The following is a 23,833-nucleotide window of genomic DNA, read 5'->3' as shown; positions in this document are numbered from 1 at the left end:
AGTGGTGTATTTGCCTGCCCGTTCGCCCTGATTCACCTTAGATATTTAGGATTAAAAAATGAATCAGAGCTCAACGAATAACATTGATTTCACTCCAGCTACAAAACGCATCGCTATTCTTCATGCTACTTGGCACGAAGATATTGTATTAAATTGCGTTGAAGGCTTTAAAAACGAACTAGTCTCTCGCGGTTACGATGCTTCTTTAATTGAGGTTATCTCCGTACCTGGTGGCTACGAAATTCCATTACAAGCAAAACTGCTAGCAAAAAGTGGGCAATATTCCGCTATTGCAGGTACGGCATTGGTTGTAGATGGTGGTATTTACCGTCACGATTTTGTTGCTCAGGCAATTTGTAACGCCTTAATGCAAGTTCAATTGGAAACGGAAGTACCTGTTCTAACGGCGGTACTAACACCTCATAACTTCCATGAGCACGACGAGCATAAAGAATACTTCAGCCGTCATTTTGTTAAGAAAGGTATTGAGCTGGCAAATGCTTGCGATCAAACCATTCGCTTAACAGAAAAAGCCAAACAAATGCTCTAAGCATTTGGCTTAGAAAACACTAAGTTTGGTTAAGAGAGTACTAAGTTCGTAAAAGTGCCCCGCATTTCATGAGCATGAGATGCGGGGCACTTTTTACCTAACAAATAAGGTTTAAAACAACTTTATAATCTAGGAAAATGCGTGAGAGCGTAGCAATTTATAAAGGTCGCTATTTCGATCTTCTTCAACACACAAGCTCAACATATCATCGATAAAGAAGCCTAAAGCTCGTCGCTCTATTCGCTCAATCCCTTTCTGCTGCTGAGGCGATAAATTAGCATATTTTGATGCCGCACCAAAATCACCAAACAATACATGACCTTCTTCATTGATTAAGATGTTATGGGCATAAAGATCGCCATGGCTGACTTCTTTCTCACAAAAATGCGCGACTAACTGATCTACTTGCTCAACAATTCGAATTATTTTATCTATCGAGAATTGCTGATCCACCGCAAAAGTATCGCGTGTGCAAGACATAAGACTTGGTGGTTGACCTAGATTCGTATAATGTGCAGGAATCAGCTCCATCACCAGCGCAGAACAATCAACCTCCGTCACTTTTGCCAAAGGTTGAACCAAATTACTGTGGTTACCGACAGCAAGACATGCATCAAGTTCGTCCTCAGGATAACCATCACTCGTTACCTCACCCTTGAATACCTTGACGGCTACAGTGTCTGAAAAATCAAAGGTATTTTCACGCCAAGTCGCTAAGGAAATAACACCTGATGCCCCCTGTCCCAATACTTGATGCAATTCCAAATCACGAAATTGCACTGTTTTAAATTCATTATGCGGATCACGCTCGGCACAAAATGGATTGCCAGAGAATGCCAACCAAGCCAAACGAGGCAACTCCAATAAGGCATCAGGGAAAGCCACCAGCTGATTAGCCGAAAGGCGAACCAATTCCAGGTTGCGACAATTAACGATAGAATCAGGCAGTGATGTTAAACGATTTCCCGCTAAAGCCAGCTTCTGTAGACGTATTAGCTTTCCAAAATCCTCTGGAAGAGAGTCAATTTTGTTATCGGTAAGAATTAACCAACGGGTCAGTGTCGGCAACGAATCAGAAGACACGCTAGTAATTTGATTGCTTTTAAAACCAATCATCTCCAAGTTCTCGCATTGCCCTAGAACCTCTGGCAATTGCGTGAAGCGATTATTCGAGCAAAAAAGTATACGAAGTTTTTTAAAACGTGATAAATCTGCTGGTAGCTCACTTAAACTGTTATTCGATAAATCTAAAATTTCTAGGCTTTCAGCTAGATCAAAGATAGCCTCAGGAAAAACTGTTAAATTCTCAGATAGCTGCAGGCGAACAATGCCTTTCAACTCTCCACGGTTAAGTTGGTCAAGTGTGTGCACAATAGAACTCTTTTTAAATAAGATTTATGCGCATTATAACAATTACATGCGTGGAATGGTGATTATCAAGTCAGTAATACCAACGTCAATTCCCATTTGTGAAAGCAAGGTAGTTATCTGTCCTCTATGATGGGTCTGATGGTTAAAAAAATGCTGCAGCGTAAAACCAAACCGTTGAGAATGATCAATCCCCTTCATATTTTTATATACCAATGCCGATGCTAGCATCTCGTCGGTTACTTCATCCATCATGGTAATAATCTGCTTATCTAGCTCGAAACGTTTACGTTGCAATAAGAGTAAATCATCAAACAACTGAGTATTAAGCTCAGCCGGACGCTCTAACGCACGAACAAGATCTAGACTAGAAAGCTCAATGAAATGGTCTGCAAAGCGTTTCAGCCAAATAATATCAGCCGCTAAATTGTGATTAAGCGTGCCTAGCACAGAGCCAAAGAATGCACCTTTATCTTCAACTAGATCGGCATAACTTAACTCACCAACGGCTTTATAAACAGCCTGATTCATCCATTGATTATAAGACGCCATCAGCTGCATATTTTCTTTTACCGACATAACCCTCCCCCTCTTAATGTATTCGCTAAGCTGCTGATAAAACCGCAATTAAAGCAATCACCCCAGGCAATCCCTGTACAAACAATATTTTCTTGCTTGAGGTAATCGCACCGTAAACACCAGCAACAACCACACAAAGCAAAAAGAAAACTGTCACCTGTGAGCCTGCCACACCAAGCCACAACCCCCACAATAACCCCGCAGCAAGAAAACCGTTATAAAGCCCTTGGTTCGCAGCCATTACCTTGCTCGCTTTGGCAAATTCCGGTTTCAAGCCAAATATTTTCATGCCTTTAGGTTTATCCCAAAGAAACATCTCGATGTACATAATGTATAGATGTAAAAGAGCGACAAGTGCTGTGGCAACAAGTGCAATTAATTGCATAGATAGAACCTCTTATTTTTTTATTCTATTGGTAAAACAATTTTAATTTAACTCGTCGAGTTCGAATGAAGCCTCTGAGAAACTATTTTGTTTCTTCTTGGTCTATTCACTCAAGCTCCACTTACTTTTTTATCTGTATTTTCAAGCTTCGCTTGCTCTTTATCTATTCTTTCAAGCTTCGCTTGAAAGTCTCTCAAAGCAATGGTCAAAGCACCAACAGCGACACTTGGATCAATATCGTGACTTTCAAGCAACTCAATAAGATCAACAGCCAGCTTGATATGATCTGGCGCATGGTCTAAAGACATAAAAACTCCATATGGAAGACTGCAACAATCTATGTGTAAAATGCGAAAAATAGGCAGTTAAAAAACTTTTTTGCCGTCTATAATGGATTTTTTGCATTACGAATTGTTCGACGTAAAATAAGACAAATACAATACACATAGAACATAAACAAGCCTAATTTAACGAGGTTATCGTGATTACAAATGAATTTTGGTTGGATCGATGGAAAACAGGGCGTATTGGCTTTCATCAAGAAGGCGTCAACCCAAAGCTAATAGAGTTCTGGCCTGTCTTGCCAAAAGGAAGTCGAATTCTTGTGCCTTTATGTGGAAAGTCCAATGACATGATCTGGTTAGCTGAGCAAGGTTATCAGGTTACAGGCGTTGAGCTATCTTCTCTAGCGGTGATTCAGTTTTTAGGTGATAACGATTTGGCCTTTGAAACACATCAAGAAGGCGATTTAAAAGTTCATAGTGTTGACGGATTGCCTCTACGCATTGTCGAGGGTGACTATTTTCAATTCAACGAAACCGATTTTGATGCCTGTTATGATCGCGCAGCAATGATAGCCATGCCAGATTCAAAACGTAAAGAGTATGTTACCCATACACTTGATCGTTTGTCTTCATCTGCTTGCGTGCTATTGGTTTCATTACAGTATGATGGCGACAAACAAGGTCCGCCGTTTTCTGTCAATGAAGATAGTGTTGTATCACTGTGGGGGAGTCAAATTCAGAAAATCGCCTCGGAAAACCTAGCACTGACCAATCCTCAGTATAAAGAGGAAGGACACAACATATTTGAAGAAAGTGTATGGCGTATTCAACCTTAGAGAATATAAGCCTGAATAGGCCTAGATTAGGCTGTCTACCCTAGGTTTTTTCTGGGATAATGCAGCACAATTTTTCACCGATAAGCCATGTATCCTCGTAATGACAAAGAATATCGCTAGCCATTACGCCCGATACCAAGAGTAAACAATGATCAAACGACATAAAACCGCCAAAGAACTCTTTTCTTACCCATTATATTGGGCTGAGTGTTATGGCGTTTCGCCCTTCCTACCAACTACAAGAGAAGAAATGGACGCTCTTGGCTGGGACAGCTGTGATGTAATCATAGTTTCAGGTGATGCTTATGTGGATCACCCTAGTTTTGGTATGGCGGTTTTAGGTCGCTTATTAGAAGCGCAAGGTTATCGCGTCGGCATCATCGATCAACCAGATTGGCGTAACACTGAAGATTTCATGCGTCTTGGTCGTCCTAACCTGTACTTTGGCGTTACTGCAGGCAATATGGACTCCTTGATCAACCGCTACACTGCCGACTTGAAAGTACGTAATGATGATGCTTATACACCTTATGGCATTGGCGGAAAACGTCCTGATCGCGCGGTTATTGTTTATTCTCAGCGTTGTAAAGAAGCCTTCCATGATGTACCAGTGATGATTGGCGGTATTGAAGCCAGCCTTCGCCGTATTGCCCAATATGATTATTGGAGTGATGAAGTGCGCCGTTCAGTGCTAATCGATTCGACTGCCGATATTTTACTTTACGGCAATGCTGAACGCGCCATGATTGAAGTAACCCATCAGATGGCTATGGGTAAAACACTTGATGAGTTAACCGATATTCGCGGCACGACTATTGTTCGAAATACCCCACCTGGCGGCTATACAGAAATCGATTCGACTCGTGTGGATTGGCCCGGCAAAGTAGAACAAATTTACAGCCCTTATGAATATATTCCAGAAGGTAAGTGTCAGACAAAGGACGAAGAAGAGTCCGACGTAATGCCTATTCGCGTAATTCCTGCTCCACTTCGTCGTGGCGAAAAGCTCGATCCTGAAAAAACCTATATTCGTTTACCTTCTTTTGAAAAAGTTTCTAAAGACCCTGTTTTATACGCGCACACATCACGTATTTTGCACCTTGAATCAAACCCGCATAACGCACGCGCACTGATTCAAAAACATGGCAAGAAAGAAATCTGGGTAAATCCGCCACCGATTCCATTGGAAACACCTGAAATGGACGGCGTGTTTGATTTACCTTATGCACGTGTGCCGCACCCGAAATACAAAAAAGCCCGCATTCCTGCTTATGACATGATCAAAACATCGATCAACATTATGCGTGGTTGTTTTGGTGGCTGTACTTTTTGTTCGATTACCGAGCATGAAGGACGAGTGATTCAATCTCGCTCACACGAATCAATTTTGAAGGAAATTGAAGATATCAAGGACAAGGTGCCAGGTTTCACAGGGCATATTTCTGACCTTGGCGGACCTACTTCCAACATGTACACCCTGAACTGTAACGACGATGAAGTACAAGCGTCGTGCCGTAAACTGTCTTGTGTTTATCCGACCATTTGCTCCAACTTGAATACAGATCATAGCCCAACAACTCAACTATATCGTAAAACTCGTGCGGTTGAAGGTATTCATACCGTATCTATCGCCTCCGGTTTACGTTATGACCTTGCTGTAGAAGATCCTGAGTACGTTCGTGAACTCGTCACCCATCACGTTGGTGGCTTACTGAAAATTGCTCCAGAGCACTCAGAGCAAGGCACTTTATCAAAAATGATGAAGCCAGGTATGGGTACATATGACCGCTTCAAACGCATGTTTGATAAATATTCCAAAGAAGCAGGCAAGAAGCAGCATTTAATCCCTTACTTTATCGCCGCCCATCCGGGCAGTTCAGACGAGGATATGCTTAACCTTGCTGTGTGGTTGAAAACCAACGACTTCAAACCGGACCAAGTACAAACCTTTTATCCTTCGCCCATGTCATTAGCGACAGCTATGTATCATTCTGGTAAAAACCCACTAAAACCAGTTACCTATAAGAGTGAAGACGTTTATACGCCCAAAGATGCCAAACAACGTACGGTACAAAAAGGCTTCTTGCGTTATCACGACCCAAGCAACTGGCAAGACCTACGCAACACTTTAATCAAAATGGGACGCCCTGATCTTATCGGTCATGGTGATAACAAATTGGTGCCAGCGGAAGAGAAAGATAAGCAGATCCATCGTCGTCCTCAAAAAGCCAAACCAGGTCAAGCTACTGGCGCTTCCCATACGTCAAACAGACCAACTATGGAGAAGAATGCCGCTGCAGAAAAAGCTCGCCGCAAAACGAGCAACGATGCCAAACCTGCAAGTAGCCGTACTAATGGTGGGCTAACTGCTCCAGCAAAACGCCGCAAGACAAAAGTAAAGTCTCGCCAACAGTAAGCTTATCCCAAAATTAAGTTCACAAAGAGACAGACATAAAAAAACGCGTCATGCTTATTCAACATGGCGCGTTTTTTCATTACATTAGAAATTAGTTATGCTCTATCTTTGCTAGCTTACTGCGTCTACGACAAGCAATAACCAACTCGATAGCAGAGATTAAGATTAAGGTATAACCTAATGTCTCAATCCCCTCTTCTACAATATTCTTAACAAGACGCATATAGGAATCGCCCATTACAGCCTGCCAAAATGAACTACGACCCATCAACCTAGAAAACGCCAGTATAGTGACAAATCCAGCTAGAAAAGTACCAAAGCTAGATTGTAGAGAATACTCTTTTAAAGAAGCGTAAATTGAAGAAAACCGCCCCCATAGAAAAATTAAAACACATATAAATATAATGCTTACAATGCTTTGCCAAGCTCCATCAAACACATACTGATCCAATAAAGAATCAGATTCACGCACAAACATCATCGCCAGCAAAGCTCCGAGCAATGTCGCGGCTATATTTAATTTTGCGTCTAAACGCGCAGCATAAAGAAATAACATGCAGCTAAAGAAAGACATGAAGTCTTGCAGATGCTCAGTAAGAGTTTGCTCACTGTATTCAGCAGCAGTTAGCGACTGATACCCTTCCAAAGAGATAAGCTGAGCTACGCCAGCAACAGCAAAAAGATAAACCAAACCACGAAGAATAAACATGAAAAGACCTCAACTTTTGAAGTTGAGATTTTAGTGAAAAAAAAGTGAAAAAACGATATGACACATGAAGATGACACTATCATTACTTGTTTCATGCTTATGTCATGACATTTATAATGAAAATGACATTAGTTATCGAGTCAAGACGACTTATAGTCGATCAAATTCAAAGACGCTTCACTGTCCATCAACTCATCCTGCATACTTTCCACATGTCCTGCCACTTCATCTGGGGATGAAAAGTGAGCAATATGGTACATAGCGTCACCTTCTTGAACTAATGGTATATTTTGCTTACCAATAATAATCCCACCATTTTTGCACAAAACCTTATCTAAAATATCACCATAAGGATCTTTAATCTCAGCAAGCACATCACCGGTCTCAACAAGATCACCTAGCTCTTTGATATGTGTTGTAAAACCACTATCAGTGGCTCTTATCCAACTACTGCTGCGTGCAATTCTCGGCTCAGACAGAGACTTTTTACTGCGCGACTTAGGCAACATTCCCAAATGCCTCATGACTCCAACAATTCCTTTCACACCAGCTCGTATAGATAGCTCATCAAAGCGCAACGCTTCACCCGCTTCATACAAAATAACCTTAGCACCAACATCATTGGCACATTCACGTAATGAGCCATCGCGAAGATTAGAGTTCATCAAAACAGGAACACCAAAGGCTCTTGCAATAGCCAGTGTCTCAGGATCATCAAGATTCGCTCGCACTTGCGGCAAGTTGGTACGGTGCAAACTTCCCGTATGAAGGTCAATACCGTAATTTGCCTTAGAAACAATCTCACTCAAAAAACGATCTGCAACGCGTCCCGCTAAGGAGCCACGCTGAGAGCCTGGAAAAGAACGATTTAAATCTCGTCTATCAGGTAAATAACGACTTTGACTCAACACGCCATAACCGTTAACAATTGGCACTGCGATCAAGGTACCTTTTAAACTCTCAAGATATTTGCTTTGAATGATTCGACTAATAATCTCGATACCATTCAACTCATCACCATGAATCGCAGCACTAATAAACAAGGTCGGACCAGAACGCTTGCCGCGCTTTACAAACACCGGCATAGACATGTTCGTGTCCGTATACAACTTTACCATTGGCAGTTTTATACGAGCAGTACCACCTAGCGGAATCTCTACACCGCCAATTGTTAAAGTTGCTTTCCCCATTAACCTTTTCCTTTTGTTTTTGTGCTACTCAAAAATGCCGTTTTTTCAATGTGCTTAATAATCATAGAAGCAACGTCTTTGCCGGTTGCAGATTCAATACCTTCTAAACCAGGCGAGGAGTTAACTTCCATAATAAGAGGGCCATTATTGGATCTTAGTATATCCACACCACACATATTCAAGCCCATTACTTTTGCAGCTTCTACCGCTGTGCGCCTTTCTTCAGGCGACAATCGAATTAAAGACGCTGTGCCACCGCGGTGAAGGTTTGAGCGAAACTCGCCTTCTGCACCTTGTCTTTTCATTGCAGCAATAACTTTACCACCAACTACCAAACAGCGAATATCAGCACCACCTGCTTCTTTGATATATTCTTGCACCAAGATATTAGCTTTTAAGCCCATAAAAGCTTCGATAATAGACTCAGCAGTCTTATTCGACTCCGCCAAAACGACACCAATCCCTTGCGTCCCTTCCAAAAGCTTAATCACTACAGGCGCGCCACCGACATTTTTCAGCAAGTCGCCTATTTTATCAGGATGATGCGCAAAGCCTGTTTTAGGCAAGCCCAAACCCTTACGAGACATAAGCTGCAAAGACCTTAACTTATCACGTGAACGACTGATCGCTACGGACTCGTTAATACTGTAAGTGCCCATCATCTCAAACTGTCTAACCACAGCCGTACCATAAAAAGTAACTGATGCTCCAATTCTTGGAATAACCGCATCATACTTAGGCAGTGGCTTACCGTCGTAACGAACGGAAGGGTTGCTACTTGTAATGTCCATATAACAATGCATCGTATCAATTACATCCACCTCATGCCCAAGCTGTTCACCTGCCTCAACCAATCGACGAGTAGAATAAAGTCGAGGATTACGAGAAAGAATTGCGATTTTCATAGATGTCCTTTGAACAAAATAAGAAAGCAAACGTACAAACGATGCTTATAAAAAAGGGGCTTATATAAAGATTAACGCCATTGGCGCGAGAATAGTGAATAACCTTATATTTAGAAAGAGATTTAATACATTTTACATAAAAAAATCTCCAAGCTCCCCTTTCTAACAAAGGCACTCAGAGATTCTTGAGTTATATTCTAGAAATAACGATTATTTCTTAGGAGCAAACGGGTTTTCAGCCGATTTGAATTCAAAAATAATCGGTGTACCAGTAATGTTCAGCACAGTTCTAAATTTATTTTCAAGATAGCGCTTATAGCTTCCTGGCAAAGAATCCGTTTGATTACCATGAACAACAATACGTGGTGGGTTTGATCCACCTTGGTGCGCGTATCGAAGCTTAATTCGACGACTATTCACCATTGGAGGCTGATGTTCTGCAATGGAATCTTCAAGAATTCTTGTCAAACGGTTTGTTGTCCATTTGGCATAACAAGACTCATAAGTACTTTCAATCGTATCGTACAAATCACCAACACCAGTACCATGCAAGGCCGAGATGTAATGCACTTTAGCGTAAGGAACAAAACCCAAACGACGCTCAACTTCACTCTTGATATGCTCACGATCGTCTTTTTTAAGACCATCCCATTTATTGATGGCAATGATAACACCACGCCCCGCATCCAACACATAACCGATCATGTGTAGATCTTGCTCAACCAAATCTTCATGGGAATCAATTACTACAATAACTACGTTAGCATCTTGAATGGCTTGCAAAGCCTTAACAATAGAAAACTTCTCAACCGCTTCTTTAACATGTTTACGGCGACGAATACCTGCGGTATCGATAAGAGTATATTCTTTATCATTACGCACATAAGGAATATAAACACTGTCACGGGTGGTGCCTGGCATGTCATAAACCACAACACGGTCTTCGCCTAGCATGCGGTTTACCAATGTAGATTTACCCACATTTGGACGACCCACCACACCAATACGAATGCCACGTGATTCTATGCTAATTTGATTCTTAGCTTCTTCAACACGCTCTGCAAATGGCAACATGACCTTATCTATTAGGACATGTACGCCCTTACCATGAGAAGCAGCAATTGGGTGTAACTCACCAAAACCTAATGAATAAAAATCTGCCAAAGCGATATCTTCATTGATACCGTCGGTCTTATTCACCACAAGAGAAACCTGCTTATTAGAACGACGCAAATGGCTAGCGATCATCTCGTCAGCAGGGTTCAGACCATGACGGCCATCAACAAGAAACAAGACAACATCTGCTTCTTCTATCGCCAACAAAGACTGGCGTGCCATTTTTTCATCAATACCTTGCTCATCACCACTGATACCACCGGTATCAATGACGATAAATTCATGTTCACCAAGTTTACCGTCACCGTATTTTCGGTCACGGGTTAAGCCTGGATAATCGGCAACCAAAGCATCACGAGATCTCGTCAATTGATTGAAGAGAGTTGACTTGCCAACATTGGGTCTACCTACCAATGCAATAACTGGAATCATTTTTTTACCTATAAAAATACAAAGCGGCCACCACCCCTATAAAAGGGATGGCAGCCTCTTTAAAAATCGCTAAAAGAAATCGAAACTGATTTCAATAGCTCAATGCCGTCACATTAGAGTTCGGCGTAAGAATAAACAATTGTTTGTCATTTGCCACCATGCGACTACCTGGTGGGACGCCATTATCAGCTACTTTATGAGCTGCAACTTCGCCCGTTGTTAGATCAAGTAAATGAACATAACCACCGCGATCCATCACAGCAACATAGTCACGGAAAAATTCTGGCGTAATTAAATCTCGGTCTACAAGATCTTTATTTTCCCAAACCTCGGTGCCGTTTTTAGCGTTCAACGCAATGACTTTACTTGTCATATCAACCGCAACTAACAGCTCTCCTCGTACGGCAACACCTACAGAACTAGGAATACTACGCTGCCATAATGGGCGACCATTTTCAATCGAAAGAGCGGCAAGCGTACCATTGTAGGCAACAGCATAAACAACACCGTTTTCTACTACTAAACGACCATCTATATCGCTTAATCGCTCTATTTCATAACGCCCTTCAGGCTTACCGACCTCATACGACCAAAGTAAATTACCGTCTTGTAGCGAATAAGCTTTCAACTTACCGCTGGCAAAACCTGCAATAACCTTGCCGTCAGCAATAACAGGTGCGCTTGTACCACGTACCGTCAAAGATGGCAAATCTTCTTTCGCACGCCACTGAGTATCACCCGTTTCAGCATCAAGTACACTTAACCAGCCATCAGCAGTTTGAATAGCCAATTTACCAGCAGCATAAGAGCCTTCCGACAACACTTCAGAACTTAACGTCTTTTCCCACAATATCGATTTACTTGTTAAAGAAACGGCAATCAGTTGAGCATCATACGTACCAAAATATACAACGTCACCATGGCGCGCTACACCTGCACTAGGTCTATATTCAGTTGAGAAAGTATCTTTTTTCTTTCCATTCTCTTGCGCAAGTTCGTAAACCGTTCCCTTAGCAGTGACAAAGAACAACGAACCGTTTTCTGCAACAAGATTAAAACGTTCACTAGACTCACCAAAATTACCATCCACACCAGTCCGCCACGATGTTTTTAAATTAACCTTACTTTCAATAGAAGGAAGGTCTGGCAAAGCTGGACGAGAGTTAGAGCAACCCTGAATGATCAAAGCAGTAAACAATACGACGAAAAAAAGAGACTTGCTCATAGTTAACCTTTCACCAAATCCTTAAGTTTAATATCAAGCAATGGATGATTTACACCAACGCCCAATGCCTCACTAGCCTTCTGATAAGCAATACGCGCATCATCACGCTTACCTTGTGAGATTAAAATATCACCAATCAATTCTTGCTGCTGTGCAGCAAACTCTTCTTCAGATACTTTTTCAACACGAGCCATAGCGCCAGCATAATCCTCTTTTTGAAGCATTAATCGCGCTACTCGTAGATTCGCAATCGCCACAAAAGAAATATCTTTTGTTTTGGCAATAGCATCATCCAATGCCTTAATTGCTTCATCGTATTTGCCATTTTCAGCATCTACACGAGCCAAGAATAATTGACCGAACATTGCATAACCAGTGTCACCATAATCATCGGCAAGTTGCTTAGCGATAAAGACGACAGTTTTTTGATTATTTTCATCACTTAAATCAGCAGAGGCTTGGACCAAGTTTTGATAAAGCGCAGATGCTTCGCTAGTATAGTTAGCTTGGCTCGTTTTCCACGCCTGCCAACCAAAATAACCACCAACAGCAACAGCGATAGCAACGACCAACATTATGCCGTTCTTTTTCCACCATGATTTAAACGCTTCGATTTGTTCTTCTTCAGTCTTTAATTCAGACACTTTTTCTTCCTCATGCAAGGTGCCGCCAAATATATGAGTAGCGACACTCCATTAAATCAAGTTACAACTTGGCATTAATATAGGCAGCAACATCGTCAATTGAATGAGGTTGTTGCTCACCCGTTGACATATCTTTTACCTGACAAATACCGTTATCGATCTCGTCCTGTCCTAAAACAATCGTAAAACGAGCCTCTGAACGATCGGCTTTTTTCATTTGATTCTTAAAATTACCACCGCCACAGTGGCGCAAAACGACAAGATTTGAATTCTTTTCACGCAATCGCTCAGCTAAAACAAAAGAAGCAAGCTCTGCATCATCACCCATACTAATAACAAACACATCAGTAGAAAATTTCGCTTCGTCTGGAATCAAGTTTAACGTTTCAAGCAGAAGTACTAAACGCTCTATCCCCATAGCAAAACCAACAGCTGGAGTTGATTTTCCACCTAGCTGCTCGACCAAACCGTCATAACGGCCACCCGCACAAACGGTTGCTTGAGAACCTAAATGTGTCGTAACCCATTCGAAAACAGTTTTACCGTAATAATCCAAACCACGCACTAAACGGCGGTTAATAACATACGATATACCATTAGCTTTCAAGATAGCTTGTAAAAGATCAAAATGAGCTTGTGACTCTTCGCCAATAAAATCCTCTAGATTTGGCGCGTCTTTAAGTACTGTCTGGGTCGACTCATCTTTAGAATCTAATATTCTTAATGGATTCGTACCTAGACGGCGCTGACTATCTTCATCCAGTTGATCTTTAAACTCAGTCAAATAATCAACTAAAGCTGCTTTATAAGTTTCACGCTCAGACGCCAAGCCGATGGTATTCAATTGCAGCTCAACATGCTCCAACAAACCGAGTTTTTTCCACAATCGAGCGGACAAAATAATTAACTCAGCGTCGATATCAGCAGACCCCATACCAAAAGATTCCACACCAATTTGATGAAATTGGCGATAGCGACCTTTTTGGGGACGTTCATAACGGAACATCGGTCCTGTGTACCACAGGCGCTGAGTTTGATTAAACAACAAACCCGCCTGATCCGCAGCACGAACACAACTTGCAGTACCTTCAGGACGTAAAGTCAAAGACTCACCATTACGATCATCAAAGGTATACATTTCTTTTTCTACAATATCCGTTGTTTCACCGACACCGCGTTTAAATAAATCCGTATTTTCAACGATAGGAAAACGAATTTGCTGATATCCATAAGACTTAACAACATCAGCCACTGTTTTTTCTAGATATAACCAAACAGAGGATTGATCAGGCAAAATGTCGTTCATTCCCCTGATCGCTTGAATTTTACGAGCCACAATGGATCCTTAATTTTTTACAATGATATTGGCTAATTCCCGCTCTTTAAGGAGAGCCTTTTTACGAATCATTCTTTCTAAATCATCAACAAGCGTTTCATTTTTCGTTTTGCTGTTCGGCTTACCATCTTGATAGATCAAGTTATTCGGCGAACCACCAGCAAGACCTATGTCCGCTTCTTTTGCTTCACCCGGACCATTCACTACACAACCAATAACAGCAACGTCCATTGGGACAGTAATGTCATCAAGACGCTCTTCTAATTCATTCATTGTTTTAATAACATCGAAATTCTGACGAGAACAGCTTGGGCAAGCAATAAAATTAATGCCACGATTACGCAACTTCAAACTACGCAACATGTCCCAACCGACTTTGATCTCTTGGACAGGATCGGCCGCTAGAGAAACTCGTAGCGTATCGCCAATACCATCCATTAAAAGCAAACCAAGGCCAATCGAAGATTTGACTGTACCAGAGCGCAACCCACCAGCTTCAGTAATCCCTAAATGCAGCGGATTATCTATTTGGCTGGCAATTTTCCGGTAGGCTTCAACCGTCATAAAAATATCAGATGCTTTAAGACTCAACTTGTACTCATGGAAATCCAACTCATCAAAATATTGGATTTGACGAAAAGCAGATTCAACTAAAGCATCAGGAGTCGGTTCACCGTATTTCTTTTGCAGATCTTTTTCCAAAGACCCCGCATTAACCCCGATACGAATGGGAATATTTTTGTCTCGAGCGCAATCAACAACCGCACGAATACGGTCTTTATTACCGATATTACCTGGATTAATCCGAAGGCAATCGACTCCATATTCAGCCACTTTCAAAGCGATTTTATAATCGAAATGAATATCTGCGACCAATGGAATCGAAACGGCTTCACGTATTTTTTTGAACGCTTCGGCAGCATCCATAGATGGAATAGAAACACGAACAATATCGGCACCAGCATCGGCAATAGCACGAATCTGAGCCACGGTAGCATCAACATCACAAGTTTCTGTGTTCGTCATACTCTGAACACTAATTGGCGCACCACCGCCAACCGGCACATTCCCAACCATGATCTGACGAGAACGACGGCGTTTTATAGGTGATTCAAAATGCATAAGAGTCTCTACTTGAGCTCAAATCGAGCCAAATCTTTATTTGTAAAAGAAGAAAAATCGAATACTTCACCTTTGTATTTCAAAGATGAAACGCCTTTCGCGTAACCCAACACGACGCGATAAGGAGCTTTACCCGTTAGTGATAACTGACTACCAGCAGATTTCACGCCAGAAAACAGGATTTTACCCGAAGCATCACGCACTTCAGTCCAACAATCTGCATCAAAAGCAATTTCAACCTCATCAGTATAAGAAGGTACTTTCGGCGTTGCTACAAGTTCAGCAGGAACTTCTGCCGTTGCTCTAACAACATCTTCAGGCCTAACACCAGCTTCTTCCAGAATTGCCATTGTTTCAGCAGAAAGACCAGTTACAACACCACCATTGTCAGCGGGCTTGTCAACCTGAACACTAGCAGCTTGCTCATCATTTCCTGAAGCAACGTCCGTACCCGTACTAGAGTTTGAACTAGAAACATTAGCAATAGCTAAAGGCTCATTTAAGTCATCCATAAGAGATTCATTAGAAGCAGGTTCAGGTGCAGTAGTGGGCTCACTTACTTCGCTCTTAATTTCATTTGATGCGACAGGCTTGCTTGGCTGAGAAGGCCACCAAAAAACTAAAAAGACTAGAACAGCAACAATAACTACAGAAATGAATATAACTATTGGATCGCCAAAGTTCGTCTGCTTATTTACCTTATCTACAGGCTTAATTGTTGGCTCTGCATCTTCTCGCTCGCTATCAAATGCGCGTAACATTTCAGAGGGCTCTATCCCCAAAAGACGGCAATAGCTTTTCAGGAATCCCCTAGCAAAAGTTATGGATCGGAAGTATTTAAAATTATTCGCTTCAAGTGCTCTAACTTGATCGATAGGAATTTTTAGTGCGGTAGCAACATGCCTTTCATCAAACTCTAGCTCTAATCTTTTTGCTTTTAATCTATTACCAATATTTATGGTGTCCATATTTGTTTTACTTACAGAAGCATCCGTTTGAAATTCAGTTGTCATGTCAATACCTTGAGCCATTCAGGCATGTAAAATTACTCGCAGATGAATACAGTGTAGGGTCAGTTTCGCGTGCAATTAAATGCCGCGACAGACAGTTATACTCATCAAAATGCACCGATCCTCGGGCAGTTTCTTTATCAGCCTGGATATTATTAAAAATTAAGCGAGCTTTGTCATTACTACCCTGTATTAAAACAAGATTGAGCTCCGTCATCAAACCAATCAGAGGCAAATCCGCAATTTCTTTTGCTTGTTTTAGATAGATTCCGGCTAAATTTACTTGATTCTGACGTATAGCACACCTAGAAAGATTAATTTGCACTGATTGACGCTTTGACAAGCCTTTTTTACCTGCTTTTTCGAAAGCCTCACAAGCCTCATCCCAATGTTTTTTCAGCCCCAAAAGCACTCCATAGTTATTCCATATAAAATCATCATAGGGAAACTTCTGTAGAGCTTTTTCATGCACCAAAAGTGCCTTGTTATAATCTTCAATACTCAGCCAATACAAACTAAGCAATCGCCAATAATCACGACGCTGATAAGCAACATCAACCTGGTCCAGTTTCTTTTTCGCCAATCCCAACTGCCCTAATAAAAGATGCGTCTGAACAATCGACAGCTTTTTAGATTCCGAAATAGGAGGCGGGTCTGGAGAAACAACTTGATAGGCACAAGACGTACAAAGCAAACAATACAATAAAAATAGCAATAAACGCATACCGACATCCTTGTCATATACAGAATCAATAATTCAAATAGATTAACTCTTCACTTCACGCAACTCTATGTATTTTTGACTACGACGAGTTTTGTCCTGAAAGTCTCCAACCAATTGACCACAAGCCGCATCTATATCATCGCCACGAGTCGTTCGAACTGTAACGGTATAACCGGCATCAGCCAGAATCTTCTGGAAACGACGAGTGCGATTATTAGACGGTTTTTCATACCCAGAATGAGGGAATGGGTTAAATGGAATCAAGTTGATTTTACATTCCAATACTTTAAGAAGCTCAGCCAATTCATGCGCCTGCTCTTCATTGTCATTCACACCTGACATCAAGGTATATTCGATCGTGATGTGACGTTTATCTGGCAAGTTTGCCAAATAAAACTGACAAGCCTCAAGCAGCTCAGCAATCGGGTATTTTTTATTAATTGGCACTAGCTCATTACGCAGCGCATCGTTTGGTGCATGCAATGAAACCGCCAATGACACATCAGTACGTTTTACCAATTCATAGATTTTAGGTACGACACCAGAAGTGCTCAAGGTTACACGACGCTTTGACAAACCATAAGCATGATCATGCATCATCAGGATCATCGCATCAACAACGGGCTCAAAATTCATTAAAGGTTCGCCCATCCCCATCATCACCACGTTTGTTACGCGACGAGGACCATTAGGGTCCATCGGGCCAAACGACTTAATGGCAATCCAGACCTGACCAATAATTTCTGCTGGTGTTAAGTTACGATTAAAACCTTGCTTACCCGTTGAGCAAAAACTGCAATCCAAAGAGCAACCTACCTGCGAAGAAACGCACAAAGTAGCTCTATCACCATCAGGAATCAGAACCGTTTCAACACAATCGTTTTTGCCACCTTCAGTACGAATAATCCATTTACGCGTACCATCGGTAGAGATATTCTGCGAAACCACTTCCGGCCCACGAATCTCACAAATTTGTTCTAACTTTGCACGCAACGCCTTACTGACATCGGTCATCTCTTCGAAGCTTTCCGCTCCCTTTTGATGAATCCATTTGATCACTTGCGTAGCACGAAATTTCTTCTCGCCGATGGATTCAAAAAATTCAATCAGTTTGTCGGGGGATAAACCCAAAAGGTTTACTTTTTTGATGTCAGTCATAATTCAATGTCGCTTGCTGTAGTTAGCATTAAGTGTAAACGAAAAAAGCCTCTGAAAAGAAAAGTCTTTTCAGAAGCCTCTGTAAAAAAGCGGGCTAGCGCCCGCTTTTACAAAACAGATCGGACATAAAGGTCCTAGCTGTCAATTACTTACCGAAGAAGTAAGCAATTTCACGAGTTGCAGATTCAACAGAATCAGAACCGTGAACAGCGTTTGCATCGATAGAAGTTGCGTAATCTGCGCGCAAAGTACCAGCAGTCGCTTCTTTAGGGTTAGTTGCACCCATAAGTTCACGGTGACGAAGAACAGCGCCTTCACCTTCAAGAACAGAAACAACAACAGGACCAGACGTCATGAAAGCAACCAAATCTTTGTAGAAAGGACGCTCTTTGTGCTCAGCGTAGAAACCACCAGCCAATTCGTCGTCTAGTTGAATCATTTTAGCTTCAACGATTTTGAAACCAGCACGTTCAAAACGAGTGTAAATTTCGCCAATTACGTTTTTCGCAACAGCATCAGGCTTGATGATAGATAGAGTGCGTTCTAACGCCATGATATAACTCCAAATTAAATTTAAAGGGGCGATGCCTTTTGCATGGCCCGGGACTTAAAAGTTCAGCGCGCGTATTATACGCACCAATTCATTAAAATTGTATGATCTAACGAACATTATTTATTCAAACAAGGACAAAAGTACCAATTCTTACGTTTAAGCTATGGATCGAAGACGGCTCACTGCGTTTTTAATAATTTCGGCAGCAAAATCCACCTCTTCCTCGGTAGTAAAGCGGCCCACAGAAAGACGTAAAGAACTGTGCGCCAGATCATCAGCCAAACCAATCGTGCGTAATACATAAGACGGTTCCAAGCTTGCTGAAGTACAAGCTGAACCAGAAGACACCGCGATATCGCTCAAAGACATCAACAACACTTCCCCATCAACACCAGAGAACCCCACATTCAACACACCAGCAACGCGGTTATCTGAGTCACCATTAAGATGCACGCCAGATAACTCAGTCAAAGACGACCACAAACGTTCGCGCAAGGCTTTGATACGAGCACAATCCTGCTCCATTTCTTCACCAGCTAAGCGAAATGCTTCGCCCATACCAACGATTTGATGAGTTGCCAATGTGCCAGAGCGCATACCACGCTCATGACCACCACCGTGAATCTGCGCCTCTAACTTAACTTTCGGCGAACGACGCACAAACAAGGCACCAATGCCTTTTGGTCCATAGGTTTTATGAGCCGTCAGCGACATTAAATCCACCTTCATGGCATTTACATCAATTTCAACTTTACCTGTGGTTTGCGCCGCATCTACATGAAGAAACACGCCATGAGATCGAGTTAACTCACCAATTGCAGCAATATCCGTCAGCACACCAAGCTCATTATTACCATGCATCAAAGAGACTAAAATAGTGTCTTCACGAAGCGCTTCTGCAACCTGATTAGGTGAAATCACACCATGAACATCAGGCTGTAAATAAGTCACTTCAAAGCCTTCTTTTTCAAGCTGCTTGCAAGGGTCTAAAACCGCCTTGTGCTCAATCATCGAAGTAATAATATGGCGGCCTTTTTGGCGATAAGCATGAGCAACACCTTTCAGCGCCAAGTTGTTTGCTTCTGTCGCTCCGGATGTCCAAACAATCTCACGAGAATCCGCTTTAATTAAACTAGCCACCTGCAATCTAGCCTCTTCTACCGCCTCTTCCGCACGCCAACCAAAAAGATGCGAACGCGAAGCCGGGTTTCCAAAGTTGCCGTCCTGCGTTAAACACGCCATCATTTTTTCAGCCACTCTTGGGTCAACTGGCGTGGTAGCAGAATTATCTAGGTAAACCGGGGTGTTCATTTAAAGCTCTCCAATAAAAATTAAACGGCTGCTTTTTTACAATTAAAAAAGTTAAGCGGCAGCCTGTGCGATGCCTTTTATGCGACCCACAATAGAACGCAGACCATTACCGCGAGTTGGACTCAAGTGTCTCTCAAGATCCAGCTCTTCGAAATACGCCGTAATATCGAAATCTAAAATTTCTTGCGGTGTTTTATGATCCAATGCGGCTAACACCAAGCCAAGCAAGCCACGAACAATAATGGCATCACTGTCTACCGCAAACGTCAGCACTTCGCCTTTTACGGCATCTTGCTCACTACCTGGCTGAATCCAAACACTGCTCTGACAGCCTTTCACCAAACGCTCAGGCGTACGCCACGCATCATCAAATGCCGGCAAAGACTTACCCAAATCAATGATGTACTTGTACTTATCTTCCCAATCGTCAAAAAACGACATATCGTCTACGATGTCTTCCGTACTAGGTAAAGCCATGACTACCCTCTTTTTGCACTAAGCCTATTAAAACAAAAACGGCATTGGCTAAAAGCCAAGGCCGTTTCATATTGTATTCGATTTTAATGAATGACCGAAGCTATCCCCAAAAAGCTGCTAAAAGAAAAGACCCGCTTCTAGTTGTGCCTCTTCACTCATCATTTCTCGTGACCAAGGTGGATCAAATACCAAATCAACTTTCACTGAGTCGACATTTGGCACTTTCGCCACTCGATACTTAACATCACCAACCAACACAGGCCCCATTCCGCAACCTGGCGCCGTTAATGTCATATCGATCAAAACAGTTTTTGAATCTTGATCTAACCTCACTTTATACACCAAGCCTAACGATACTAGGCTGATCGGAATCTCAGGATCGTAAATTGTATCTAGCGCCTGCCAGACTTGCTCTTCACTGATGTCACCCGTGCCGAGATCTTTAAAATCTAAGACCTCAGGTTGCTGACCAATTGCTTCAGCGTCGGTTCCATCTATACGAAGCATATTACCTTGCCACGTAACGGTATAATTGCCACCTAAGCTCTGATTAATCGTAATAAACTGACCTTCAGGAATACTCACTGGCTCACCGCTTGGAACTCGTCGCGCTGGACAAGGACGCTGTGTTACTACCATTTTTTGCATGAAGTTAACTCACACTAAAGCTTTCGCCACAGCCACATTCTGCTACAACGTTAGGGTTTTTAAACTTCACAACTTCGTTAACGCCTTCGCGTACCAAGTCAATCTCGGTGCCTTTCAGCATGGAAGTCGAATGCGAATCTACCGCAAGGGTGACATTGCCGAAATCCAAGACAGTGTCATTCTCTAAAGCAGCATCAACAATATCCAGCACATAGGAAAAGCCCGTACAGCCGCTTTCTTTGGTACTTAGTCGAATCAGCTTGCCTGGCTGTTTTATCAATTTTGAGGCAAAATATTTCTGCGCAGAAGCGGTTAAAGACACGCTAGAGACAGGATCAAACGTTGTTACTGTCATTGAAACCTCCTAAGCCAGCATTGTTCGCACTTTTTTCAGTGCCACAAACAAAGCGTCAACTTCTTCTAATGTATTATAAATCGCGAACGATGCTCGCGCAGTACCAGGAACATTAAAACGCGCCATCAAAGGCTGCGCGCAATGATCACCAGTACGGACAGCAATCCCCTGACGGTCCAACAAAAAACCGATATCAGCAGGATGACCCTGATCCATCACAAAACTTAATACGCCAATTTTTTCTTTGGCTGTACCAATAATGGTTAAGCCTTCAAATTGCTCAGCAAGCTCTGTGGCATGGTCCAATAAAGCTTTTTCGTGTGCAGCAACAGCATCTTGATCCAAGGCGCTAAACCAACGAATCGCCTCCCCCATCGCAATAGCATCACCCACATTGGGCGTGCCCGCTTCAAAGCGATAAGGCAATACATTCCATGTAGCGTCTTGCAAAGTCACGGTGGAAATCATCTCGCCACCGGTGCGCCAAACAGGCCAAGTAGACAAAATTGACTCTTTACCCCAAAGCACACCAACACCCATCGGCCCATAAATTTTATGACCTGAAAAGGCATAAAAATCACAACCTATATCCTGCACATCAGCATAGCCATGAGCGGCACCTTGAGCGCCATCCACTAAAACCCAAGCGCCAAATTTTTTCGCTTTGGTCGTCATTTCTTTAATTGGGTTCACAGTACCCAATGCATTTGAGACATGAGGAAAAGCAACAAACTTAGTATGCTCATTTAGCATGGCATCATAAGCAGCTTGATCCAATTCGCCAGAATCCGTCACTGGAATGGTTCTTAGAGTCGCACCGGACACTTTACATGCTTGCTGCCAAGTAACGAGATTGGCATGGTGATCCATTCCCGTCGCAATGACTTCATCACCCGGTGATAACAAAGAGCCCAAACCATTGGCGACAATATTAATCGCCTCGGTCGTTCCCGTAGTCCAAATGACCTCTTCGCGTTTCGGCGCATTAATAAAGTCTTTTACGATGTCGCGTGCGTCTTCAAAACGACGCGTCGCTTCATCCGCAAGACGATGGGCTCCACGATGCACATTGGAATTGCATGTCGTGTAGTAATCCACCAAAGCATCAATCACACACTGCGGCTTTTGCGTTGTCGCTGCATTATCAAGATAAATAAGCGGATTACCGTCAATTACGCGCTTTAAAATCGGAAATTGCTCGCGGATAGCCGCTACATCAAAACTCATTCGATTCTCGCTTATTTCACTTCCATTTGCGCAAAACGCTCACGAATAATAGGACGAATCCACTCCGCTAACGCCGCATTTGGCATTAAATCAATCAACTCGTTAATAAAACCAAAGTTAAGCATTACTTGCGCCTTCGAACGGCTCACACCGCGAGTCTGCAAGTAATACAAAGCTTGCTTATCAATCTGAGCAACCGTTGCACCATGAGCACATTTCACATCGTCAGCGTAAATCTCTAACTCAGGCTTGGTATTAATCTCGGCTTTATCGGATAACAACAAGTTGCGGTTATTCAGCTCTGCCAAGGTTTTCTGCGCATCACGGTGAATATGAATACGACCATTAAATACAGCACGCGCACGATCGGCGACGATACAACGAACATTCTCTTCTGTTTTACCGTTTGGCTTAGCGTGTTCAACGGTCGCATGAAGATCAAACAGCTCTTTACCATCCAACAAATACATGGCATTTAGCTTGGCATCAGCAAATTCACCAGCATGAATAATGTCTGTATCCAAACGAGACAAATCACTACCAAAACCAACAATTGTACTGTTCATTTTTGCATGGTCATGCAAGTTAAAATGACTTCCGCCGATAGCAACGTTGCTACCAGTCTGCAAAGCAAAACGGTAATGCTCTAGACGTGCATTGGCCGCTACATTGTATTCAACAAAGGCGGTATTAAAGCTGTCGCCTTGTGCTTGAACATCTTCAATAACGGTTAATCGAGAACCTGCTGACAAAACAACTTGAACGCGAGTATGAGATTCAGCACCTTGGCTCAACAAAGAACTAATACGAATTGGTTGAGTAATCTCAACCCCTTCCGCAACAGACACAACCACAACATCTTGTGCCAGCGCGTCGTTTACTAAACCAAAGATATGACGCTCAGGTTTAATCGTTGAAAAAATACTTAGCGCATCAGCTTTTTCAGCAGAACCTAACTCACTACCCAAGGAAATAGACAAACCTTCAGGCAACGCTTTCGCTAATTGAGCTTGATCAAACTGACCGTTTACAAATACCAATTCAATAGCGGATAAATCCGCAATTACAACCGGCGATAGATTAACTTTATCGCTTATCACTTTAGCTTGAGTGCGCTCTACTGGACGAAGAGGCGTATAACGCCACGCTTCGGTTTTGCGAGTTGGCCATTTGGTATTTGCTAAAAGTTCAAGTGCGTGCGCCCGTTTTGGAGCAAGCCAATCATTGATACCTTGCGCTCGAGCAATGGCGCTTTCTAACCATTCACTCATGC

25 protein-coding genes are annotated in these 23,833 nt (G+C 42.4%); 3 read left to right on the top strand and 22 right to left on the bottom strand.

From position 1 onward, the window contains the following. Positions 1 to 58: 58 nt before the first annotated feature. A complete protein-coding gene (locus tag BUA59_RS00195) occupies positions 59 to 550 on the top strand; it encodes a 6,7-dimethyl-8-ribityllumazine synthase (RefSeq protein ID WP_072837724.1) in 492 nt (163 codons plus the stop codon). A gap of 129 nt (positions 551 to 679) precedes the next feature. Here the strand turns inward: BUA59_RS00195 and BUA59_RS00190 are convergent, their stop codons facing one another. The 4 genes from BUA59_RS00190 to BUA59_RS00175 all read right to left on the bottom strand — a co-directional run bounded on the left by BUA59_RS00190 (position 680) and on the right by BUA59_RS00175 (position 3,190). Beyond that, positions 680 to 1,921, bottom strand: coding sequence for a leucine-rich repeat-containing protein kinase family protein (locus tag BUA59_RS00190; RefSeq protein WP_072837723.1), 1,242 nt, complete (start codon positions 1,919 to 1,921; stop codon positions 680 to 682). Positions 1,922 to 1,963: 42 nt separating this feature from the next. Next, complete coding sequence (locus tag BUA59_RS00185) at positions 1,964 to 2,497, bottom strand: DinB family protein (RefSeq protein WP_072837722.1); 534 nt, start codon at positions 2,495 to 2,497, stop codon at positions 1,964 to 1,966. A 25-nt stretch (positions 2,498 to 2,522) separates the two neighbouring features. Continuing rightward, positions 2,523 to 2,882 (bottom strand): DUF1304 domain-containing protein, encoded by a 360-nt coding sequence (locus tag BUA59_RS00180; RefSeq protein ID WP_072837721.1) that lies wholly within the window; start codon positions 2,880 to 2,882, stop codon positions 2,523 to 2,525. A gap of 110 nt (positions 2,883 to 2,992) precedes the next feature. Next, entirely contained in the window at positions 2,993 to 3,190 is a 198-nt protein-coding gene (locus BUA59_RS00175) for a DUF2496 domain-containing protein (RefSeq protein WP_072837720.1), read from the bottom strand. A gap of 173 nt (positions 3,191 to 3,363) precedes the next feature. Here BUA59_RS00175 and tmpT point away from each other — a divergent pair, with 173 nt between their 5' ends. Both tmpT and BUA59_RS00165 read left to right on the top strand, forming a co-directional pair. Then, a complete protein-coding gene (gene tmpT, locus BUA59_RS00170; RefSeq protein WP_072837719.1) occupies positions 3,364 to 4,002 on the top strand; it encodes a thiopurine S-methyltransferase in 639 nt (212 codons plus the stop codon). 148 nt (positions 4,003 to 4,150) lie between these two features. Then, complete coding sequence (locus BUA59_RS00165) at positions 4,151 to 6,418, top strand: YgiQ family radical SAM protein (RefSeq protein WP_072837718.1); 2,268 nt, start codon at positions 4,151 to 4,153, stop codon at positions 6,416 to 6,418. 91 nt (positions 6,419 to 6,509) lie between these two features. On the opposite strand, the gene BUA59_RS00160 is transcribed toward BUA59_RS00165, so the two are convergent. The 18 genes from BUA59_RS00160 to sufD form a co-directional block, all read right to left on the bottom strand. Further along, a complete protein-coding gene (locus BUA59_RS00160; protein WP_072837717.1) occupies positions 6,510 to 7,127 on the bottom strand; it encodes a hypothetical protein in 618 nt (205 codons plus the stop codon). Positions 7,128 to 7,267: 140 nt separating this feature from the next. Continuing rightward, complete coding sequence (locus BUA59_RS00155; protein WP_072837716.1) at positions 7,268 to 8,317, bottom strand: succinylglutamate desuccinylase/aspartoacylase family protein; 1,050 nt, start codon at positions 8,315 to 8,317, stop codon at positions 7,268 to 7,270. Beyond that, positions 8,317 to 9,222: a 30S ribosomal protein S6--L-glutamate ligase gene (rimK, locus tag BUA59_RS00150; RefSeq protein WP_012069075.1), complete on the bottom strand. Its 906-nt coding sequence runs from the start codon at positions 9,220 to 9,222 to the stop codon at positions 8,317 to 8,319. Before rimK ends, BUA59_RS00155 begins: the two co-directional genes overlap by 1 nt. 210 nt (positions 9,223 to 9,432) lie before the next feature. After that, positions 9,433 to 10,770 carry a ribosome biogenesis GTPase Der gene (gene der / locus BUA59_RS00145; RefSeq protein WP_072837715.1) on the bottom strand — a complete coding sequence of 446 codons (1,338 nt, stop codon included), beginning with the start codon at positions 10,768 to 10,770 and terminating at the stop codon, positions 9,433 to 9,435. Between the two features lie 91 nt (positions 10,771 to 10,861). Next, complete coding sequence (gene bamB, locus BUA59_RS00140; RefSeq protein WP_072837714.1) at positions 10,862 to 11,995, bottom strand: outer membrane protein assembly factor BamB; 1,134 nt, start codon at positions 11,993 to 11,995, stop codon at positions 10,862 to 10,864. A 2-nt stretch (positions 11,996 to 11,997) separates the two neighbouring features. Next, on the bottom strand, positions 11,998 to 12,639 hold the full coding sequence (locus BUA59_RS00135; RefSeq protein ID WP_072838053.1) for a YfgM family protein: 642 nt from the start codon (positions 12,637 to 12,639) through the stop codon (positions 11,998 to 12,000). 61 nt (positions 12,640 to 12,700) lie between these two features. Continuing rightward, a complete protein-coding gene (gene hisS, locus BUA59_RS00130) occupies positions 12,701 to 13,975 on the bottom strand; it encodes a histidine--tRNA ligase (RefSeq protein ID WP_072837713.1) in 1,275 nt (424 codons plus the stop codon). Between the two features lie 9 nt (positions 13,976 to 13,984). Beyond that, positions 13,985 to 15,097, bottom strand: a complete 1,113-nt coding sequence (ispG, locus tag BUA59_RS00125) for a flavodoxin-dependent (E)-4-hydroxy-3-methylbut-2-enyl-diphosphate synthase (RefSeq protein WP_072837712.1) — start codon at positions 15,095 to 15,097, stop codon at positions 13,985 to 13,987. An 8-nt stretch (positions 15,098 to 15,105) separates the two neighbouring features. Beyond that, positions 15,106 to 16,110 (bottom strand): RodZ domain-containing protein, encoded by a 1,005-nt coding sequence (locus BUA59_RS00120; protein ID WP_245813066.1) that lies wholly within the window; start codon positions 16,108 to 16,110, stop codon positions 15,106 to 15,108. A 1-nt stretch (position 16,111) separates the two neighbouring features. After that, positions 16,112 to 16,831, bottom strand: a complete 720-nt coding sequence (locus tag BUA59_RS00115; protein WP_072837710.1) for a tetratricopeptide repeat protein — start codon at positions 16,829 to 16,831, stop codon at positions 16,112 to 16,114. 42 nt (positions 16,832 to 16,873) lie between these two features. After that, complete coding sequence (gene rlmN, locus BUA59_RS00110; protein WP_072837709.1) at positions 16,874 to 17,989, bottom strand: dual-specificity RNA methyltransferase RlmN; 1,116 nt, start codon at positions 17,987 to 17,989, stop codon at positions 16,874 to 16,876. Between the two features lie 145 nt (positions 17,990 to 18,134). After that, positions 18,135 to 18,542 carry a nucleoside-diphosphate kinase gene (gene ndk / locus BUA59_RS00105; RefSeq protein ID WP_024022239.1) on the bottom strand — a complete coding sequence of 136 codons (408 nt, stop codon included), beginning with the start codon at positions 18,540 to 18,542 and terminating at the stop codon, positions 18,135 to 18,137. 156 nt (positions 18,543 to 18,698) lie between these two features. Further along, complete coding sequence (locus BUA59_RS00100) at positions 18,699 to 19,853, bottom strand: IscS subfamily cysteine desulfurase (protein WP_072837708.1); 1,155 nt, start codon at positions 19,851 to 19,853, stop codon at positions 18,699 to 18,701. Between the two features lie 51 nt (positions 19,854 to 19,904). Continuing rightward, complete coding sequence (locus BUA59_RS00095; protein WP_072837707.1) at positions 19,905 to 20,330, bottom strand: SufE family protein; 426 nt, start codon at positions 20,328 to 20,330, stop codon at positions 19,905 to 19,907. Between the two features lie 117 nt (positions 20,331 to 20,447). Beyond that, complete coding sequence (sufT, locus tag BUA59_RS00090) at positions 20,448 to 20,978, bottom strand: putative Fe-S cluster assembly protein SufT (RefSeq protein ID WP_072837706.1); 531 nt, start codon at positions 20,976 to 20,978, stop codon at positions 20,448 to 20,450. Positions 20,979 to 20,982: 4 nt separating this feature from the next. Next, a complete protein-coding gene (locus BUA59_RS00085; RefSeq protein WP_072837705.1) occupies positions 20,983 to 21,333 on the bottom strand; it encodes a HesB/IscA family protein in 351 nt (116 codons plus the stop codon). A 9-nt stretch (positions 21,334 to 21,342) separates the two neighbouring features. Next, complete coding sequence (locus BUA59_RS00080) at positions 21,343 to 22,560, bottom strand: aminotransferase class V-fold PLP-dependent enzyme (RefSeq protein WP_072837704.1); 1,218 nt, start codon at positions 22,558 to 22,560, stop codon at positions 21,343 to 21,345. 11 nt (positions 22,561 to 22,571) lie between these two features. Beyond that, positions 22,572 to 23,831, bottom strand: a complete 1,260-nt coding sequence (gene sufD, locus BUA59_RS00075) for a Fe-S cluster assembly protein SufD (RefSeq protein WP_072837703.1) — start codon at positions 23,829 to 23,831, stop codon at positions 22,572 to 22,574. Positions 23,832 to 23,833 lie beyond the last annotated feature (2 nt).

Origin of the sequence: Marinomonas polaris DSM 16579, assembly GCF_900129155.1 — a bacterium.
Lineage (GTDB): Bacteria > Pseudomonadota > Gammaproteobacteria > Pseudomonadales > Marinomonadaceae > Marinomonas > Marinomonas polaris.
Note: the sequence above shows the minus strand (reverse complement) of the source record. Positions and strands in the feature narration are given on the sequence as shown.

Bases quoted from the DNA above. Each gene is read 5' to 3' on its own strand.
- BUA59_RS00195 (WP_072837724.1), top strand. From the start codon at position 59: ATGAATCAGAGCTCAACGAATAACATTGATTTCACTCCAGCTACAAAA.
- BUA59_RS00185 (WP_072837722.1), bottom strand. From the start codon at position 2,497: ATGTCGGTAAAAGAAAATATGCAGCTGATGGCGTCTTATAATCAATGG.
- BUA59_RS00180 (WP_072837721.1), bottom strand. From the start codon at position 2,882: ATGCAATTAATTGCACTTGTTGCCACAGCACTTGTCGCTCTTTTACAT.
- BUA59_RS00175 (WP_072837720.1), bottom strand. From the start codon at position 3,190: ATGTCTTTAGACCATGCGCCAGATCATATCAAGCTGGCTGTTGATCTT.
- BUA59_RS00165 (WP_072837718.1), top strand. From the start codon at position 4,151: ATGATCAAACGACATAAAACCGCCAAAGAACTCTTTTCTTACCCATTA.
- BUA59_RS00160 (WP_072837717.1), bottom strand. From the start codon at position 7,127: ATGTTTATTCTTCGTGGTTTGGTTTATCTTTTTGCTGTTGCTGGCGTA.
- BUA59_RS00155 (WP_072837716.1), bottom strand. From the start codon at position 8,317: ATGGGGAAAGCAACTTTAACAATTGGCGGTGTAGAGATTCCGCTAGGT.
- rimK (WP_012069075.1), bottom strand. From the start codon at position 9,222: ATGAAAATCGCAATTCTTTCTCGTAATCCTCGACTTTATTCTACTCGT.
- der (WP_072837715.1), bottom strand. From the start codon at position 10,770: ATGATTCCAGTTATTGCATTGGTAGGTAGACCCAATGTTGGCAAGTCA.
- bamB (WP_072837714.1), bottom strand. From the start codon at position 11,995: ATGAGCAAGTCTCTTTTTTTCGTCGTATTGTTTACTGCTTTGATCATT.
- ispG (WP_072837712.1), bottom strand. From the start codon at position 15,097: ATGCATTTTGAATCACCTATAAAACGCCGTCGTTCTCGTCAGATCATG.
- BUA59_RS00120 (WP_245813066.1), bottom strand. From the start codon at position 16,110: ATGACAACTGAATTTCAAACGGATGCTTCTGTAAGTAAAACAAATATG.
- BUA59_RS00115 (WP_072837710.1), bottom strand. From the start codon at position 16,831: ATGCGTTTATTGCTATTTTTATTGTATTGTTTGCTTTGTACGTCTTGT.
- rlmN (WP_072837709.1), bottom strand. From the start codon at position 17,989: ATGACTGACATCAAAAAAGTAAACCTTTTGGGTTTATCCCCCGACAAA.
- ndk (WP_024022239.1), bottom strand. From the start codon at position 18,542: ATGGCGTTAGAACGCACTCTATCTATCATCAAGCCTGATGCTGTTGCG.
- BUA59_RS00100 (WP_072837708.1), bottom strand. From the start codon at position 19,853: ATGAACACCCCGGTTTACCTAGATAATTCTGCTACCACGCCAGTTGAC.
- BUA59_RS00095 (WP_072837707.1), bottom strand. From the start codon at position 20,330: ATGGCTTTACCTAGTACGGAAGACATCGTAGACGATATGTCGTTTTTT.
- sufT (WP_072837706.1), bottom strand. From the start codon at position 20,978: ATGCAAAAAATGGTAGTAACACAGCGTCCTTGTCCAGCGCGACGAGTT.
- BUA59_RS00085 (WP_072837705.1), bottom strand. From the start codon at position 21,333: ATGACAGTAACAACGTTTGATCCTGTCTCTAGCGTGTCTTTAACCGCT.
- BUA59_RS00080 (WP_072837704.1), bottom strand. From the start codon at position 22,560: ATGAGTTTTGATGTAGCGGCTATCCGCGAGCAATTTCCGATTTTAAAG.
- sufD (WP_072837703.1), bottom strand. From the start codon at position 23,831: ATGAGTGAATGGTTAGAAAGCGCCATTGCTCGAGCGCAAGGTATCAAT.